Raw genomic sequence first — 17,608 nt, 5'->3', positions numbered from 1 at the left:
GAGTTCTCATCGACTCTTCCCTACGTTTTTCTTTTTAAGAGAAATATGAAAACCACCCAAAGAGGACTACCCGTTAAACGTTCCACAATCGATTCTTGGGTCATTCAAAGAGCAAAAGAAATCCTCGAAGGTAAAGAGCCAAAAATCATAAACAGGCTTTTCCCTTTTATCGGGCCTGCCTTCATAGCGGCCATAGCCTATATTGATCCGGGCAATTACGCGACAAACATTGAGAGCGGATCGAAATTTGGATACAACCTCCTTTGGGTAGTCTTATTATCAAACCTGATGGCCATGTTTATCCAGTGGCTTTCCGCCAGGCTCGGCATGATCACGGGGAAAAATCTACCCGAATGGATCAGAGACTGGGCCCCTTCCCCTCTATTCCGTTATTTTTATTGGATTCAAGCCGAAGTCATGGCCATGGCTACAGATCTTGCAGAGTTCATAGGAGCGGTTATCGGTTTTAAAATTCTTTTTGGTTTTCCTTTAATTGGTGGAGCTCTACTTACAGCCGTTCTGACTTCCCTTATTCTTTATCTTCAAAAACAGGGATTCCGGTTGCTGGAAATCACCGTAGGCTCCTTTGTCGGTATCGTAGCCTTATGTTATCTCTTGGAAATCTTCATTGCCCATCCCGATACCACGGCCATTCTTCAAGGAATTTTTATTCCTCAGTTTAAATCTGGAGATAGCGTCTACCTTGCAGCCGGCATTCTGGGTGCTACTGTTATGCCCCATGCCATATATCTTCACTCCGCTTTAACCCAGGATAGAATAGTTATAACAGACTCCTTAAGCAAAAAAAAATTACTCCAATATTCCCTCATTGACGTTTTTTTAGCCATGAGCATTGCAGGGATGATCAACATGGCCATGCTGATCGTCTCCGCAGCAACCTTTCATCAAGGAAACGTCAGCCCCAACGGGTTAGAAACGGCTTACCGTACCCTGATCCCGATCCTGGGACAGTTTGCTTCAGCGGTTTTTGGACTTTCTTTGTTAGCCTCTGGAATCTCTTCATCGGCCGTGGGCACGCTCGCCGGACAGATCATTATGCAAGGATTTATCCATTTTAGTTTTCCTTTATGGTTTCGTAGACTTTTTACAATGTTGCCGGCTATCGTTGCAATCCTCTTGGGCATAGATTGCACAAAGCTGATGATATTTTCCCAAGTAGTTTTGAGTTTTGGAATCGGATTTGCCTTAATCCCTCTCCTTCTCCTAAGCCAAAGTAAGGAAGCCATGGGCGGTTTTGCCATAGGTCCTCTCAGTTCTGTTCTTGGTTGGACTATCGCCTTGAGCATCATTCTTCTTAACTTATTTCTTTTAGTAGATTCAGTTTTGAAAATTTCCTAAAATAGCCATCTATGGATTTAGCCTCCAACGAGGATAACACGGTCAATCTTCAAGCCCAAGGTTCAAAAAAAACAATGATGAAAAAATTAACAACACCCCTTTTGGCTCCTTATAAAGCAACTCCCATTAGCCTTTTTAGCGATTACGATATTTATCTTTTTAAAAAAGGAACCCATTACAACCTTTATGACAAGTTAGGATGCCATCTTCTCAAGTGGAAAGGCAAAAAGGGGGCCTATTTTGCCGTATGGGCTCCTAATGCTCAATCTGTTTCCGTCATAGGAAGCTTTAACGGCTGGAATCCCAAGACAAACCCCATGTCGCTTAGGGAAGATCAGAGCGGCATCTGGGAAACATTTATTCCCGGGGTGGCGAAGGGAGATCTCTACAAATACCATATCGTGTCAAAAGCCGATGGCGGTGTTCATGTTAAAGGCGATCCCTTTGCCTTTTTATGGGAAGTACCACCCAAAAGTGCTTCAATGGTGTGGAACTTGGAATACACTTGGCTCGACAAAGAATGGATGGACAACAAAACAAAACGCAACGGTTTAAATTCTCCTTGGAACATCTACGAAGTACACCTGGGATCGTGGAAAAGAAAGCTCGAAGAAAATAACCGGTTTCTTAATTACAGGGAAATCGCACTACTCTTAGCCAGCTACGTAAAGGAGATGGGATATACTCATGTCGAGTTTCTCCCCGTTATGGAACATCCCTATTACGGTTCATGGGGTTACCAAACCCTAGGATATTTTGCTCCGACAAGCCGTTACGGCTTTCCCCAAGATTTCATGTTTTTAATCGATTATTTACACCGTAATGGTATTGGAGTCATCCTCGATTGGGTGCCCTCCCATTTTGCAACCGATGGGCATGGACTAGGGGTTTTTGACGGCACACACCTTTACGAACACGCTGATCCTAGGCAAGGTTATCATCCCGATTGGGGGAGTTACATTTTCAACTACGGTCGGTATGAAGTAAAAGAGTTTCTGATCAGCAGCGCTCGATTCTGGTTTGAAAAATATCACGTTGATGGATTGAGAATAGACGCCGTTGCTTCGATGCTTTACCTCGATTATTCAAGAAAACCCGGGGAATGGATACCCAATAAATATGGGGGTAATGAAAACCTGGAAGCTATCGACTTTTTGCGGACGCTCAATGAAACCCTGTATAAAGAATTTCGTGGAATACAGCTTATTGCCGAAGAATCGACGGCCTACCCCATGGTTACCCGACCTACATATGTTGGAGGACTAGGCTTTGGATTCAAATGGAACATGGGATGGATGCATGATAGTCTTTTTTACTTCTCTCTGGATCCCATTTTTAGGAAATACCACCAAAACCGGCTTACTTTTAGTGCCTGGTACGCGTTCCAGGAAAACTTCATTTTGTCTCTTTCTCATGATGAAGTGGTCTACGGCAAAGGTTCTCTGCTAAGGAAAATGCCGGGAGACAACTGGCAAAAATTTGCAAACTTAAGAGCCCTTTTCTCCTATCAATTCTTTTTCCCCGGCCATAAGCTCCTTTTCATGGGGGGGGAATTCGGCCAATGGGATGAATGGTACCACGAAAAGAGTCTTGACTGGCATTTGGCTTCAGAAGGGCTCCACGGTCAACTTTGTTCCATGGTAAAATACCTTAACTTTCTCTACAAATCGGAAAAAGCTCTTTACGGAAACAATTTTTCCCCTAAAGGCTTTTGCTGGATCGATTTTTCGGACTACGAGAAAAGCATCATCAGCTTTATGCGCCGCTCTGCCGATGGCAAGGAACACATCCTCTGCGTTTTTAATTTTACTCCTGTTCCCAGGGAAAACTACATCGTAGGTGCTCCCTTTAAAGGGTATTGGAAAATGATTTTCAACAGCGATGCTCCCGAATACGGCGGTAGCGGTATAGGAAATAGCTTAGGAAAAGAAGCGGTTAGCCTTGCATGGCAAGGGCAACCCTATTCTCTTTCTTTAACTCTTCCTCCTTTAGCTTGTTTGGCATTTAAGAAAATCCATGAAGATCAGCCTGAGAATTAAAATAGCCACCTTTTTCCTATTTATCATAGTGGTCATTTTAGGGCTTGAAATGGCCTGGATAGCCACCTTTTCTTTAAACAACATCCGGCAAATACAGATGCATTGGGAAAAAATTCACCGCCTCAACGAAGTCAAGCTTCTCGGCTATAAGCTGCTCAAGGAAATTGCCGATTATATCGATGGGCAGAATCCTTATGACAAGGCGGATTTTTTTCAAATTCACCACCAGGTTGAAAACAAACTTTACTCTACATCGCCTTTATTTTCTGACAAAGAGGAAAAGGATTCATTTCTTGCGGTTAAAAACCAATGGGCAAAATTAGAAGAATCCAGCTTGGTCTTGTTGCAATCCTTTGATGAAGAAAAAAATAGAGAAAGCTTAAAAGCTAAAAAGGAAGAGCTAGAAAAAGTAGCTTACTTCAATTTCGACAAAACCATTGGAGATTTTCAAAACAAGGTCTATCTCAAGGCCATAGAAACCATAGAAACTAAAGAGGGACAGTTAGTCCAATTTACGCGGATATTGATTCCCCTGAGTTTTTTTTTCAGCGCTGCTGCACTATGGCTTGTGTACAAGTGGCAAAACCAGGGCATTTCTCTGCCTTTACAAAAACTGATCAAAAGCATAGAGCAAGCAAAGACAGATCCCAAAAAAATTCTTCTGCCCTCTTTTCCTGGTGAAATCGGAAAACTCTCGGAAGCTTTTTCCCATCTTTTTGAAAAAATTGACTCCTTTCAAGCAAAGCTTATAGAATCTGAAAAAACGGCTTCCATTGAAGCAACAGCCGCCGCGGTTGCCCACGGCATAAAAAACCCTCTTTCAAGCATCAGGGCTCTTGCAGAAGTTTCCCTGCTTGAAGAAAACCTCGAGCAATCCACAAGGGCGACCTTTAAAGAAATCCTTATAGAGACCGATATTCTCAATAAAAGGATAAATCATCTTCTTTCTTATACCAAGCCTTCTGTACCCTATAGCTCTCCTACAAATCTTAACGAGCTTTTAAATTCTCTTCTCCCTAGCATCGCTCGCACTTTACCAAAGATCATACGCCTCAAAGCCTGTCTAGATCCCTCCATCCCAATGATTTCTGTTGACCCTTCACAAATTGAACAGGTGGTCCTAGAGCTCATTTCCAATGCGATTCAGGCTTCGGAACAGGGTGGACCCATAGAAGTATCCACCCGGTACTTTCCTTCTCCTTCTGAAAAGGTCGTCCTGGAAATCACCGATCAAGGCAGGGGCATTCCTTCTTATGCCTTTGGCAAGCTCTTTCAACCTTTTTTTACCACCTCGGTTCAAGGTACAGGGCTGGGACTGGCGATAGCCAAAAGGTATACGGAGCAAAATGGGGGAACGTTAACGTTAGAAAGCCAGGAGGGTAAAGGCACAACGGCAAGAATTGAATTTAGAGTAGCCGGAAGCTAACAGAAAGCAAAGCTTATGGGTCTTTCCATACTTCTTGTTGAAGACGAAAAAAATCTTGCTCTTTCCTTGAAGCGTTTTTTGGAAAGCAAAGGTCACGAAGCCTATGTCTGCTTTGATGGATACCAAGGCCTCGATCAATGTTTATCAACAAATCCAGAGGTCCTTCTCGTGGATTGTCGCCTTCCTGGAATAGGAGGCGTTGAACTGCTAAAAAAAGCCAAAGCCCATAATCCCGATCTTTATTCTATTGTTTTCACCGCTTTTGGATCCATTGAAGATGCCGTAGAAGTAATGAAATTGGGTTCTTTTGATTACATCCAAAAACCGATCGATCTGCAGAGACTAGGGCAACTCATCTCGAAAATCGAAGAAAACATAAGGCTAAAAAGAGAAATTGATTACTATAGGAACAGAGAACAAACCGTCCTTATAGGCTCCTCGCCGGCCATTGTTCAAGTCAGAGAGTCGATCCAAAAACTGGTTTCTGTGTCTATCGATAAAACCCCACCCACGGTTTTGATCATGGGAGAAACAGGCACCGGCAAAGACGTGGTTGCCCGCTTGCTCCACCGGAATAGTTCACGCTGCAACAAGCCTTTTATCCACATCAATTGTATTTCATTGCCTGAAAATCTCGTTGAAGATGAGCTTTTTGGACATGATCAAGGCGCTTTTACAGGAGCAAAAACCGCCAAACCCGGCTTAATGGAGGCAGCGGATGGAGGTACTCTATTTCTCGATGAGATAGGAGATCTTCCCTATAATTTGCAAGGTAAATTATTAACAGCTATAGAAACCAAAAAAATTCGTCGGCTTGGAAGTATCAAAGATCGCAAAACGGACCCTTGGATCATTGCGGCAACAAATAGAAATCTTTTCGAAAAAGTAAACCAGGGGAGCTTCCGTCAAGATCTTCTTTATCGGCTCAACGTCTTTTCCATTTATCTTCCTCCTCTCCGCGAAAGAAAAGAGGATATACCCGATCTTTGCCATCACTTTACCAAAAAATTTTCCCTGCATTACGGAAGAACCATTCAAGGAATTAAAGAAGAGGTGATCGCTATTTTTCTTCGTTACAGTTGGCCTGGGAACATCCGTGAGCTCGCTCACGAAATCGAGCAGGCTGTTTTATGGTGCGAGGGCGATACAATCGACCTCAAACATATTCGCTCAGGTATAAAAAACGACTTTAAAGAAAACACCCTCGAAAGGCAACTGGCCTTGGATAAAGGAGTGCTTGTAGAACAACTGCTCCAATCCTCAATTTCTTTAAAAGAACTTGAAGCTGAACTCATACAAAAAACTCTTGAAAAGACCAGGGGCAATCTTTCCCAGGCTGCAAAACTCTTGGGGGTGACGCGGGATTGGTTGAGATATAGGATGGAAAAGAATAGGCACGATGTTTAAAAAAGTCCTTTTTTGACTTGCTTTTACCCTCCATTTTTTACAATAATTAGGATCTGCTAAAAAATGCAAATTTAGACCTTGTTAGCCTTTTAATCTTTAAAGAAAAGTCTATTTTTATTTAAAGAAGAAATTTTTCAGAGAAAACATTTTCAAAAGAAAGAAGATTCATGTATGCACTCGTGGCGGAATAGGCAGACGCGCAAGCTTGAGGTGCTTGTGGGTTTACCCGTGGGAGTTCGAGTCTCCCCGAGTGCACTTTTTATTTCTCCCTTTCATTCTATTGGGCTTCCTTTTTCCCTTTTCCAGGGTTCTCTTCTTCTCATAAATCCCCATGGATAATCAACCGGTGGAAGAAAAAAAGAAAACCCAGCTTCAGGAAAAAACAAAATACGCCCCACCCCCACTATGGTGGAAAGAAGCGATCATTTATGAAGTACACGTAAAATCTTTTTTTGATGGAAATAATGACGGTATAGGGGACTTTGTAGGAATTACTCAAAAACTGGATTACATCAAGGCCCTTGGAGTCAATGCAATCTGGTTATTGCCTTTTTATCCCTCCCCCCTAAAGGATGATGGATATGATATCGCCGACTATTGTTCTATTCATCCGGACTATGGAGATCTTCAAGATTTTAAGACCTTTTTAAAGGAGGCCCATAAACGGGGTTTAAGGGTGATCACCGAACTGGTGATCAACCATACTTCTGATCAACATCCCTGGTTCCAAAGAGCAAGGGTGTCCCCCCCTGGCAGCCTATACAGAAACTATTACGTATGGAGCGACACTCCTCAAAAATACAAGGAAGCTCGGATCATCTTCAAAGATTTCGAGTCTTCAAACTGGACTTGGGACCCTGTAGCTAAGGCTTACTTTTGGCACCGGTTTTATTCTCATCAACCTGACTTAAACTTCGACAACCCGGAAGTAAAGAAAGAGATTTTTAAAATTATCGATTTTTGGCTCGGAATGGGTGTTGATGGATTAAGATTAGATGCCGTTCCCTATCTTTTCGAAAGAGAGGGGACAAGTTGTGAAAACCTTCCTGAAACCCACAACTTTCTCAAAGAACTACGCGCTTACATCGATAGGCATTATGAAAATCGAATGCTTCTTGCCGAAGCCAACCAATGGCCTGAAGATGCTGTTGCTTATTTTGGCAATGGAGATGAATGCCACATGGCTTTCCACTTCCCCTTGATGCCAAGAATATTCATGGCGATGAGAATGGAAGATAATTATCCCATTGTGGATATCCTCGACCTTACTCCCCCCATACCCGATAATTGCCAATGGGCGACCTTTTTACGCAACCATGATGAGTTGACCCTGGAAATGGTCACCGACGAGGAAAGAGATTACATGTATAGGGTCTATGCGAAAGAGTCCCGAGCGCGCCTTAACCTGGGGATTCGCAGAAGGCTTGCTCCCCTTCTCGACAATAACAGAAAAAAAAGGGAGCTCATTTTTATGATTCTCTTCTCCCTGATGGGTTCTCCAATCATTTATTACGGGGATGAGATAGGCATGGGAGACAACATTTACCTTGGAGACCGTAATGGGGTAAGGACTCCCATGCAATGGTCGGAGGAAAAAAACGGGGGGTTTTCAAAGGCGAACCCTCAACAGCTTTATCTTCCGCTCGTCATCGATCCAGAATACCACTACGCTGCTGTCAACGTGGAGTTACAGCAAAACAACCTCTCTTCATTTCTTTGGTGGATCAGGCGTGTAATCGCCATGCGTAAAAAATACCTGGCCTTTAGTCGAGGAACCATTGAGATCCTTAATCAAAATAATCCGAAGGTGCTCGCTTTTATCCGAAAATACAGGCAGGAGATCATCCTTGTGGTTATCAACCTTTCCCGTTTTACCCAGGTAACAGAAATTACACTTGGAGGCTATCTTGGATATATTCCCACGGAAATATTCGGTAAGGCCACTCTGCCTAAAATATCAGAAAATCCTCTTTTGTTTGTACTCTCTCCCTATGCTTATTTCTGGTTTTCCCTCGATCCTTCCCATGAATCTTCTCAAAACCGGCTTCAACGGCTCTCGACTCTATCGTTGGAGAATATTCCTTCTGCCTCGTTCTGGTTAAGTGCTGAAGGCGAAAAGGTTGCATCCCAAATCATCCCTTTTTATCTCTCTTTCTTTAAGTGGTTCAATTACCTCGGCAAAACGCTTCTTAGGGTTGAAATCAAGGACACAATCGAACTCAAGACTCTCCGGTTTTTAGGCGAAGATATTCAATGTGTGCTCTTTAGTTTTTATTATGACACGGGCAACCCCGAACCTTTTATCCTCTTCTTGAAATTAGTTCATGAAGGGGAAGCCGAAGCTTTAGAAAAGAAAAAACCCGAATGGATCTTTTGTAAGTTCAAGGAACATGATCGGGAGGGAATCCTTATCGATGCGATGCATGAATCCACTTTTAGGTCCTGGATCCTTGACTGGATAGCATCGGCCAGAGAGATCAATTTAACCGACGGAAAACTCATAGCCAAACCCTCTCCCAGGCTCGAGGAAATCTCTAGAAAAGGAGAATTGCCTATCCAATCCCTGGTCTTTCCCGAAATACAAAGGAATTTTTTGATTAACTTTGAAAATAAAATAATCTGTAAATTTTACAGACCCTTGAATGAAGGGATAAACCCGGAAATTGAAGTCCTAGAATACCTGGAGAAAACAAGTTCGACTTCTTTCTTTCCCCGATACCTAGGAAGGGCGGAATTTCTTTCCAAGGATAAAACGACCTACTCTTTTTGCCTTGTCCAGGAATACGTGCCGAACCAAGGAGATGGATGGCAACTTTCGATCGATTCTCTAATCCGTTTTTTTGAAAGAGTAGTGGAAGCTAAAGCTATGTTTTTCTCTCCAAGGGAGTTGCTTAAACAAAGTCCCTTGCGTTGGCCGGCCGAATGCAAGGAAATCTTGGAAGGAACATACTTTGAGAAACTCAGACTTATAGCTGAAAAAACGGCCTTAATGCATAATTGTCTTTCAACTCAAACCGATAATCCCGACTTCTGCCCCGAACCCATTACTCTTTGGTACCAACGGAGTCTCTTTCAATCAGCGATGGAATACCTCCTGCGGATCCAAAGACGGTTGTCAAAAACCGATAAGGAAATGAATAACGGGGAAGTAACTCAGCTTTTCGAAAAATTAAGCCAGATCGAATCCCAACTGTACCAGGTCCTCATTCCCGGAAATTACGGTTTAAAAATCCGTATTCATGGAGACTTTCATTTGCAACAACTCCTTTATACAGGAAAGGATTTCATTATTATCGACTTTGAGGGAGAAACCGAACTTCCCTCAAGCCAAAGAAAACTCAAGAAAACACCGTTTAAGGATGTCGCCAGCATGATATTTTCTCTTTATCTTGCCGCTTTTATTGCTCTCGACAACTCCATGCTGGTTTCTCAAGATAGGCTGTGGCTTGAAGAAGTCGCTCTTTGCTGGCATCGGTACGCTTCCTTGGTTTTTATAAACCGTTACCTAGAAGTGATAGATCCTCATCTATTACCCCTTGAAATGGAAGGCAAACAACGCTTGCTTTATTTTTGCCTGCTGGAAAGAGTTCTTTACGAGATAGAATATTCCCTGAAAAGATCTTTGAGCAAAGAAGTTGCGACCTTGTGCAAAGCCATTCTTTCCTTTATGAATTATCCCTTCAACCTTATGGGATAAAAGGGGAAAGCCTAACGAAAAATGATCCGTAGAAAAGACAATGTCTCCGAAAAGTGGATGGAAACAGGACTCATTAAAACTACCTTTTTGAAGCGATTCTTTCATGGCTAATCCTTAATTTTATGCTTTTTTTCTTATGTATGCTTCTCTCCTTCAATCAGTCATTCCTGTTGGAGCGATTCCCACTTCCGACAGCGTTCTTTTCACCGCATGGGGACCCTTCCTTGAGGATTGCAAGGTTCATGTTTATGAGCCTGAAGATTTAGTTATCCCCATGGAAAAAGACAAGGCGGGCTATTGGCGCGCTTTTTTTAAAGGGAGTAATAAAAGCAAGGTAGTAACGTACAAGTACTTGATTAATGAGAAGGAAGAATATCCTGATCCCGCTTCCAGATACCAACCTTTCGGAGTCCACGGCCGTTCCGCGGTCGTCCACTTCGATGAACGGTCAATCCAGGGTACCCTTGAGCCAAGACCTATACTCGCAGATTATGTTATTTATGAGCTCCATGTAGGGACATTTACTCCGCAGGGGACATTCGAGGCGATAATCCCAAGATTACCTGAATTAAAACAACTAGGAATAAACTGTATAGAAATCATGCCCGTAGCCCAGTTTCCGGGAAAAAGAAACTGGGGCTATGATGGAGTTTATCCTTTTGCTGTCCAAAATAGTTATGGAGGTCCATGGGGATTGAGAAAACTTGTGGATAGTTGTCATCAACTGGGCATGGCGGTAATACTTGATGTTGTTTACAACCATCTTGGGCCCGAAGGAAATTATCTATCGAAGTTTGGTCCCTATTTCACCTCCAAGTATAAAACACCCTGGGGGGAAGCGATTAATTTCGATGATGCTTTTTGCGATGCAGTCAGGAATTACTTCATATACAATGCTCTTTTCTGGTTTTCCGAGTACGACATAGATGCTTTGAGGCTAGATGCCGTTCATGCCATATACGATGAAAGCGCTTATCCCTTCCTCGAGGAATTGGCAGACAAAACAACGGAATACTGCAATAAATTCCAAAAAACCCATTTTTTGATTATTGAAAGCGATAGAAACGATCCTCGGTTCATTTATCCTAAATCGGTCGGAGGGTATGCCCTTCATGCCCAATGGTGCGACGACTTTCACCATGCCCTTCATGCTTATGTTACAGGGGAAAACAAGGGTTATTACGCTGATTTCGGTTCTCTTGAACAACTCGCAAAGGCATTGCAACAAGGCTACGTCATCGACGGCTGCTATTCCTCTTTTCGGAAGCGCAAGCACGGGCGAAAACCCTTGCAAGCTAACAGAACCCAACTGATTGTTTTTTCTCAAAATCACGACCAGGTTGGGAACAGGTTCATGGGAGAAAGGCTTTCTACTCTTGTCGGTTTTGAAGAACTGAAGATCATCGCCGCCTTGACCCTTCTCTCGGGCTTCGTGGTCCTTCTTTTCATGGGTGAAGAGTATGGGGAAAAAAATCCTTTCTACTATTTTGTGGACCATGGGGATCCTGCCCTGCTCGAAGCGGTCCGCGAAGGGAGAAAAAGGGAGTTCCAAGCCTTTCATGGTGGTAGAGAAGGATACGATCCCACCACAGAGGAAGCATGGCAAAAATGCATATTGCAATGGGATCTCCGTAATACGGGAAAACATGGAGTACTCTGGAAACTCTACAAAGAATGCCTTGGCTTGCGCAAACAGCTTCAATCCCTCAAACCCTCGTCAAATAGTTCTCCAAAGGTTTATTTCGATGAAAAAACTAAACTGTTCTCCTTCCTCTTCGAAAACTCCATGGAAAAGGTTGTCGGTATAACCAATTTCGACTCCGAGCAGAGGACTTTTTTCTTAGAAAAAGGGACAGGTCCACTGGAAAAAATCCTCGATCTTGCCGAAGAAAGATGGCATGGCCCTGGCTCTCTTTCACCTATTCGACTGGCTGAGGAAAGCTTGTCTTTTGCGATCAATCCCAAGAATTTCGTGCTTTACCGCAATCCCAACTAAAGGCTAAGCCTAAAGCCGAGCTTTAAATTTTTTTTCCTTCCCCGTACCATAAGCCTACGGGCAACCTGCTTAAGGCTTCTGCTACGCTCACCTTTCTTTCCCATTTTCTTTGCCCTTCCTCGCCAATCAAAGAAACCCAATACAGGGGAGCATCTTGGGGTAAAAGGATAAAAGTGTCTTGCCAAGGCTCGGTTCCCAAGGGAAACTCTCCTTCTTTACAAAGTTCTGTACTAAATTTCGGCACAATAGCCATGATCCAGCGGTTTTCAAACCGCCTGATAAAAGCAAATCCATTTCTCGATCTTATGCCTTGAAAAATTAAAGGAATATAAGACTTGGACCAGAAAACCTCAGGAAATTTTTTCCTCGCCTGCAAACCCTTGTAAGTAATCCAGAATTTAATTCGGCCATCAGCACTATTTTGAAGCAATTCTTGAACAAATAAAGGCTCATCTTTAACGGTTAAAAAGCGTTCAAGGACTTTCTTCCTGAGATCGAAATCTACAGGCCGGCGATTGTCAGGATCAACAAAAGAAAAGTCCCAGAGTTCACATCCTTGATAAAAATCGGGAATTCCCGGAGAGGCAATCTTTAGAATAAGCTGGGAAAGGGAGTTTATTATTCCAAAATGAGCAACTTTCTTCTGGAAAGGAAGAAAGGAATCCCAAAACGGAGTATTATTAAGGTTCAATAAAGATTCAATAAACCGACAACACTTTTCCTCATAGACCGTATTCGGATTTTGCCATCCAGAAAAGCTCGTGGCTTCCCTGCTCGCTTTGATAAAATACTCCTTAAATCGGGACAAAAATTGATCGATTTGACTCAAATCAAAAGGCAAATGCCCGATCAAACATTGGTAGATGAAGTATTCGGCATTGGCATCGGGAACAAGGATGTTGCCCAGCCTGGACTTTTCTTGCTTATTAATTGTTCTCCATTGATACAAGACCCTTTCCCATTCCAGGGGAATTTCTGAAAGAACGTTTATCCTGGCCCGGGCATCCTCTCCCCTTTTTGTATCATGGGTAGCGGTCGCATTAAAGGTAAACGGCCACCAAGTCGCCCTTTCATTCAAAAAAGTATGAAAGGTTTCGGAGGATACGCCAAATATCGAGGGATCGTTTCCTACCTCGTTAAGGGAAAGCAGTCTATTGTAAACGTAAAAAAGGCAATCTTCAAGCCCTTTAGCCATGAGAGGACAGCTGAGTTGTTGAAAACGCTTAATGAAATTTTCCCTATCCCTCTCTTCGCTTTCAGAAAAAGAATGCTCGATCTCCCGCAAAAAAAACTTAAGGATAAAATCCAATTCTACAGAGAGTTCAGGTAATGTTTGTTTGGCAATGCCGACCGCTTCCTCTAAAAACATCTTGTCCTGTTTGCTCATCTGTCCGTTCGAAATATACGTCCGATACACCGGGAAACAGGAAAGAACTTCTACAAGGGCTCTACGGATTCCATAAATGGTTACATCGGGACCAAACCAGAGTCGAGAGCAAAGGGAATGGAGTATAAGCGCTATACGATCAAGATCACCGGCAAGTCTTCTGCCGATAACAAATCTTTTCTTTTCTCGCAGGAGGGCCTCGTAATCCTGGTCAATTCCCGTAAATTGACAATATATCCTATCTAAAACAGGGCCGTTTTCCTGGTTACAAAAAAGTTGGGTCAGGAGAGCTAAAAAATCATATCCGGTTGTTCCTTCTGCTTGCCATCCAATAGGAAGAGTTTCTTTTAAGGGACGAAGGATCTTTTCAACAACCGTGTAGGTTCCAGGAACTCTACGGCGCAGCCTGCTTAAATATTTTTCAGGATCGAGCAATCCATCAATGTGATCGATGCGCAATCCGGTGATTTCACCGCCTTCAATTAATCGGCATATAAGACTGTGCGCTTCTTCAAAAACCTCCTCCTTCTCCATGCGCAGAGAAATAAGATCGTTGATAGTAAAAAACCTTCTATAATTTATTTCTTCGGAAGCCACCCTCCAGTGAGAAAAGCGAAAGTATTGTTCGCTCAACAGCTTGTCCATGAGAAGAAAGTGCTCGGGCTCTGTTTTATCTTTAGAATTGTAAAGCTCGATCGTCCGATCCATGCAAACCCTAATAAGGGAATTCTTGGTATAGAGTTCGTTCAACACGTACTTAATGAAAGAAACCTGTTCTAAGCGTTCTTCCGTCGATTCAGAGGAGCCGATATTTTTAATGGTATAGACGACACCCAGAAGCTTGAGATAATCAGGATCTTTAGTTTCTACCCTCTTGCGGATCGCATCAAGGACAGAAGTAAGAATGGTGGCATAACTTTCTATTTTGAGCGGAAATTGAATATCATAGTAGCGGACGTAAAAAGAACCCGATTCAAATACCAGGTTTATTTCACCCTTGAGCAAAGCTTCTCCATAATGAGGGCCAAGAAAGGGAGCCAGGACTCTCCCTTTTAAAGATTCATAAGGATGATTCCATTCAATATCAAAAAATTCGTAATAACGAGAATGGGGGCCATGTTCGAATATATCTATGAGCAGGTTGTTTTCCTTGCTGTAGGCCATGTGGTTAGGGACGAAGTCTTGAATCCACCCCATAGCCTTCTCTTTTACCGCAGAGATAAGACTTTCAAATGCTGTGAAACCCCCTAAATCGGGATTAATCACGGTATGGTCAACGACATCATAACCATGGGTACTGCCAGGCTTGGCCTTGGTAATGGGAGAGGCATAAATATCGGTGATTCCTAAAAGAGCGATATACTCGATAATAGCCTGCAGTTTTTGAAAGTTAAATTCACTGTTCAATTGAATTCTATAGGTAGAAAGGGGAATTCTCATTGTTGATTTTCTTCCTTTCAACTATGATTTTAAAGAGAAACATTATAGTTTATCTTCCATTTTAAAAAGAGGAAAAACAACGGAGATTCATGAAGGGGACTTAAGATATTATTCTAAAGGTATTAAAGGTTGATCGAGTTGCTTTTTTTCCTTTTGCACCCAAGGTCTTAAAAAAAAAATTTAACAGGTGGCTTTATCCACGGACGGATCGTTCTTGTCCTCCTTCCATGAGAAACTTCTCGCTTGAGGGGGAGTTTTAAATAACAAAAGAGACCATGTCGGCCAGGATAGCATTACCAAGGGTTTTAAGGGAATGGGAACTAACAATCAACAACCTGGCTCATGCCTTCTCTTCGAATAAAAACAAAAAGCTTGTTAGCTTTAAAAAAGGAAACTTTAAAAAAAAGGATTTGTTATGAATATCCCCTTAAGTCCCCGTTTAGCGAACGCCTTGGAAGAACACTACAAGAGCCTTTCCCCGGTTCATTTACGAACTCTTTTTCAGTCCGATCCCCATAGGTTTGAAAAATTTTCAATTTGTTGGAATGAGTTTCTCTTTGACTATTCGAAAAACAGAATCACCGAAGAAACAATTTCGTTGCTCTTGCAACTAACCACGGAAGTCAATCTTTCCGAAAACATTGAAAAGATGTTCATGGGGCAGAGAATCAATTTCACCGAAAACAGGCCCGTGCTTCACATAGCCTTAAGGAACAGACCAGAGCAGCCAATTTATGTAGATGGCCACAACGTGATGGAGGATGTCAAAAAAGTTCTTGAAAAAATGAAAGCCTTTTCGGAGGACATAAGATCCCAAAGGTGGAGAGGACACAGCGGTAAACCCATAAAGCACATCGTAAACATCGGGATAGGAGGTTCAGATCTTGGGCCGCGAATGGTCACCCGAGCCCTTACACCCTACGGCAATAAAGAAATCAAAGTGCATTTTGTTTCGAATATTGACGGCACCGACATAGAAGAAGTATTAAAAGCGGTAGAACTAGACTCGACTCTATTTATCGTTTCCTCCAAAACATTTACAACCAAAGAAACCCTGACGAATGCCCAAACCGCTAGAAAAAAATTGGTTGACTATTTTGGCGGAGAGACCAAAGCCGTCGAAAAACATTTCGTTGCTGTTTCCACAAATGAAAAAGCGGTTAAGGATTTCGGCATCGATCCGAAGAACATGTTCGAATTTTGGGATTGGGTTGGGGGCAGATTTTCCCTTTGGTCGGCAATTGGCCTGTCTATCGTTCTTTACATTGGAATGGATAATTTTGAAGAGCTTTTATACGGAGCCTATCTTGCCGATTCCCATTTCCGGAACACCCCTTATGAAAAAAATATCCCCGTGATCATGGCTTTGCTGGGATTCTGGTACGGAAACTATTTCGGAGCAGAAACCTACGGGATCTTTCCCTACGATCAATACCTGGAACTTTTACCCAACTACCTGCAACAACTCTACATGGAAAGCAATGGGAAAAGGATAAATAAAGAAGGCAAAGCAGTAAATTACCAAACCGGTCCCATTTTATGGGGAAATCCCGGAACAAATGGACAACATTCCTTTTTCCAGCTTCTCCACCAGGGCACGCACCTTGTTCCCGCCGATTTTATCGCCCCCATTGAGACGCACAACCCTATAGGAAATCATCATCTTATCCTTCTTGCCAACTTTTTTGCTCAAACAGAAGCCTTGATGAAAGGGAAAACAGAGCAAGAAGCAATGGAAGAAATGCAAAAAGAAAATTTGACTCCCGAAACGATCGCAAGGCTCTTACCCCACAAAACATTTCCAGGCAATAGACCATCCAACTCCTTTCTCATTAAAAAAATTACCCCCAGGACCCTGGGTTCATTGATCGCTTTTTACGAACACAGCATCTTTGTCCAAGGGTTACTGTGGAATATCAATTCGTTTGATCAATGGGGAGTTGAGCTGGGCAAGCAGCTGGCTGTCAAGGTAGAAAAAGAGCTTTCTCAGGGATCCTTGCTTTTCGAGCATGACTGTTCAACAAAAGGTTTAATCGAATATTACATGAAAGAAGCCCGACAAAATTTTTAAAAAAATTAATCACATCCAAATTTTTATCAGTTGCCTAAGAAAAAAAAGAAAATAATCTTTAATCTAAAAAATCTGCGTCTATCGTGGAATAACCAAAAAAAGAAGATGAGCATTAAAAAGAAAAAAACAAAAGGACCGGTTGAAGGGAAAAAAACAGAGGAAAAAAAGGAACCTGTTTTAAATTCAGCTCCCATGACTCATTCAAGCGAGCCCATAGAGAAGGATAAGGCTAACAATAAGGTTAGCGAAAAGATTGACATGTCTAATCCTAACCTTACAATTATGGATCTTCCCGAAGAAGAGAGAAAAGAGTTTTTAAGGGTTCAAAAAGAAAGACTGTTAGACCTACGTGAGCAGATCATAGAACAGATGGAAGGAGTTTCTTCCGACGTATTAAAATCTCGGCCCGAAGGGGGTGAATCTACCGGCTTCGGTGTTCATCAGGCCGATGCGGGAACCGATGTTTATGATCGAGACTTTGCTCTTAGCTTGCTTTCCCAGGAAAACGACTCCCTGATAGAAATCGACGACAGCCTAAAAAGAATCGAGGATAATACCTATGGCATTTGTCAAATGTGTGGTAAACCTATCCCGATTATCCGTCTTCAAGCTATTCCCTATGCCCGTTTCACCGTAGATTGCCAAAGGCAGTTGGAGAAAGAAAAGATGTATCAGCTACGGAAAAGATGGGAGTCAATTCCTCAATTCGCAGACAGCGAGGAACTCCTCGAAGAAGAACATGGAGAAGAGGAAGAGGAAAAAAAAGAAAAAAGCGAATAAACTCAA

Annotated in this window: 9 protein-coding genes and 1 tRNA gene; 9 read left to right on the top strand and 1 reads right to left on the bottom strand. The window is 42.5% G+C overall.

Going from position 1 to position 17,608, the window contains the following annotated elements; translation table 11 throughout:
• Positions 1-45 precede the first annotated feature (45 nt).
• The 7 genes from MINF_RS04595 (at position 46) to treZ (ending at position 11,924) form a co-directional block, all read left to right on the top strand.
• Positions 46-1,359, top strand: coding sequence for an Nramp family divalent metal transporter (locus MINF_RS04595; RefSeq protein ID WP_012463362.1), 1,314 nt, complete (start codon positions 46-48; stop codon positions 1,357-1,359).
• 11 nt (positions 1,360-1,370) lie between these two features.
• On the top strand, positions 1,371-3,398 hold the full coding sequence (gene glgB, locus MINF_RS04590; RefSeq protein ID WP_012463361.1) for a 1,4-alpha-glucan branching protein GlgB: 2,028 nt from the start codon (positions 1,371-1,373) through the stop codon (positions 3,396-3,398).
• Positions 3,376-4,824, top strand: a complete 1,449-nt coding sequence (locus MINF_RS04585; RefSeq protein ID WP_012463360.1) for an ATP-binding protein — start codon at positions 3,376-3,378, stop codon at positions 4,822-4,824. The genes glgB and MINF_RS04585 overlap by 23 nt, the downstream gene beginning before the upstream one ends.
• Positions 4,825-4,839: 15 nt before the next feature.
• Positions 4,840-6,231, top strand: coding sequence for a sigma-54-dependent transcriptional regulator (locus tag MINF_RS04580; protein WP_012463359.1), 1,392 nt, complete (start codon positions 4,840-4,842; stop codon positions 6,229-6,231).
• Between the two features lie 173 nt (positions 6,232-6,404).
• Positions 6,405-6,486 (top strand) — tRNA-Leu (locus tag MINF_RS04575).
• Positions 6,487-6,562: 76 nt separating this feature from the next.
• A complete protein-coding gene (treS, locus tag MINF_RS04570) occupies positions 6,563-9,928 on the top strand; it encodes a maltose alpha-D-glucosyltransferase (protein ID WP_012463358.1) in 3,366 nt (1,121 codons plus the stop codon).
• Positions 9,929-10,064: 136 nt separating this feature from the next.
• On the top strand, positions 10,065-11,924 hold the full coding sequence (gene treZ / locus MINF_RS04565) for a malto-oligosyltrehalose trehalohydrolase (protein WP_012463357.1): 1,860 nt from the start codon (positions 10,065-10,067) through the stop codon (positions 11,922-11,924).
• Positions 11,925-11,946: 22 nt separating this feature from the next.
• On the opposite strand, the gene treY is transcribed toward treZ, so the two are convergent.
• Complete coding sequence (gene treY, locus MINF_RS04560) at positions 11,947-14,751, bottom strand: malto-oligosyltrehalose synthase (protein ID WP_048810156.1); 2,805 nt, start codon at positions 14,749-14,751, stop codon at positions 11,947-11,949.
• Positions 14,752-15,166: 415 nt separating this feature from the next.
• Between treY and pgi the strand changes: the two genes are divergently transcribed.
• Both pgi and MINF_RS04550 read left to right on the top strand, forming a co-directional pair.
• The gene (pgi, locus tag MINF_RS04555; RefSeq protein ID WP_048810155.1) at positions 15,167-16,822 is read left to right on the top strand and encodes a glucose-6-phosphate isomerase; all 1,656 of its coding nucleotides are present in this window, start codon (positions 15,167-15,169) and stop codon (positions 16,820-16,822) included.
• A gap of 105 nt (positions 16,823-16,927) precedes the next feature.
• Positions 16,928-17,602: a TraR/DksA family transcriptional regulator gene (locus tag MINF_RS04550; protein ID WP_148205140.1), complete on the top strand. Its 675-nt coding sequence runs from the start codon at positions 16,928-16,930 to the stop codon at positions 17,600-17,602.
• The last annotated feature ends 6 nt before the right edge of the window (positions 17,603-17,608 follow it).

Origin of the sequence: Methylacidiphilum infernorum V4, from assembly GCF_000019665.1 — a bacterium.
Lineage (GTDB): Bacteria > Verrucomicrobiota > Verrucomicrobiia > Methylacidiphilales > Methylacidiphilaceae > Methylacidiphilum > Methylacidiphilum infernorum.
The sequence above is the reverse complement of the archived record's forward strand: the minus strand, read 5'-3'. Positions and strand labels throughout refer to the sequence as shown.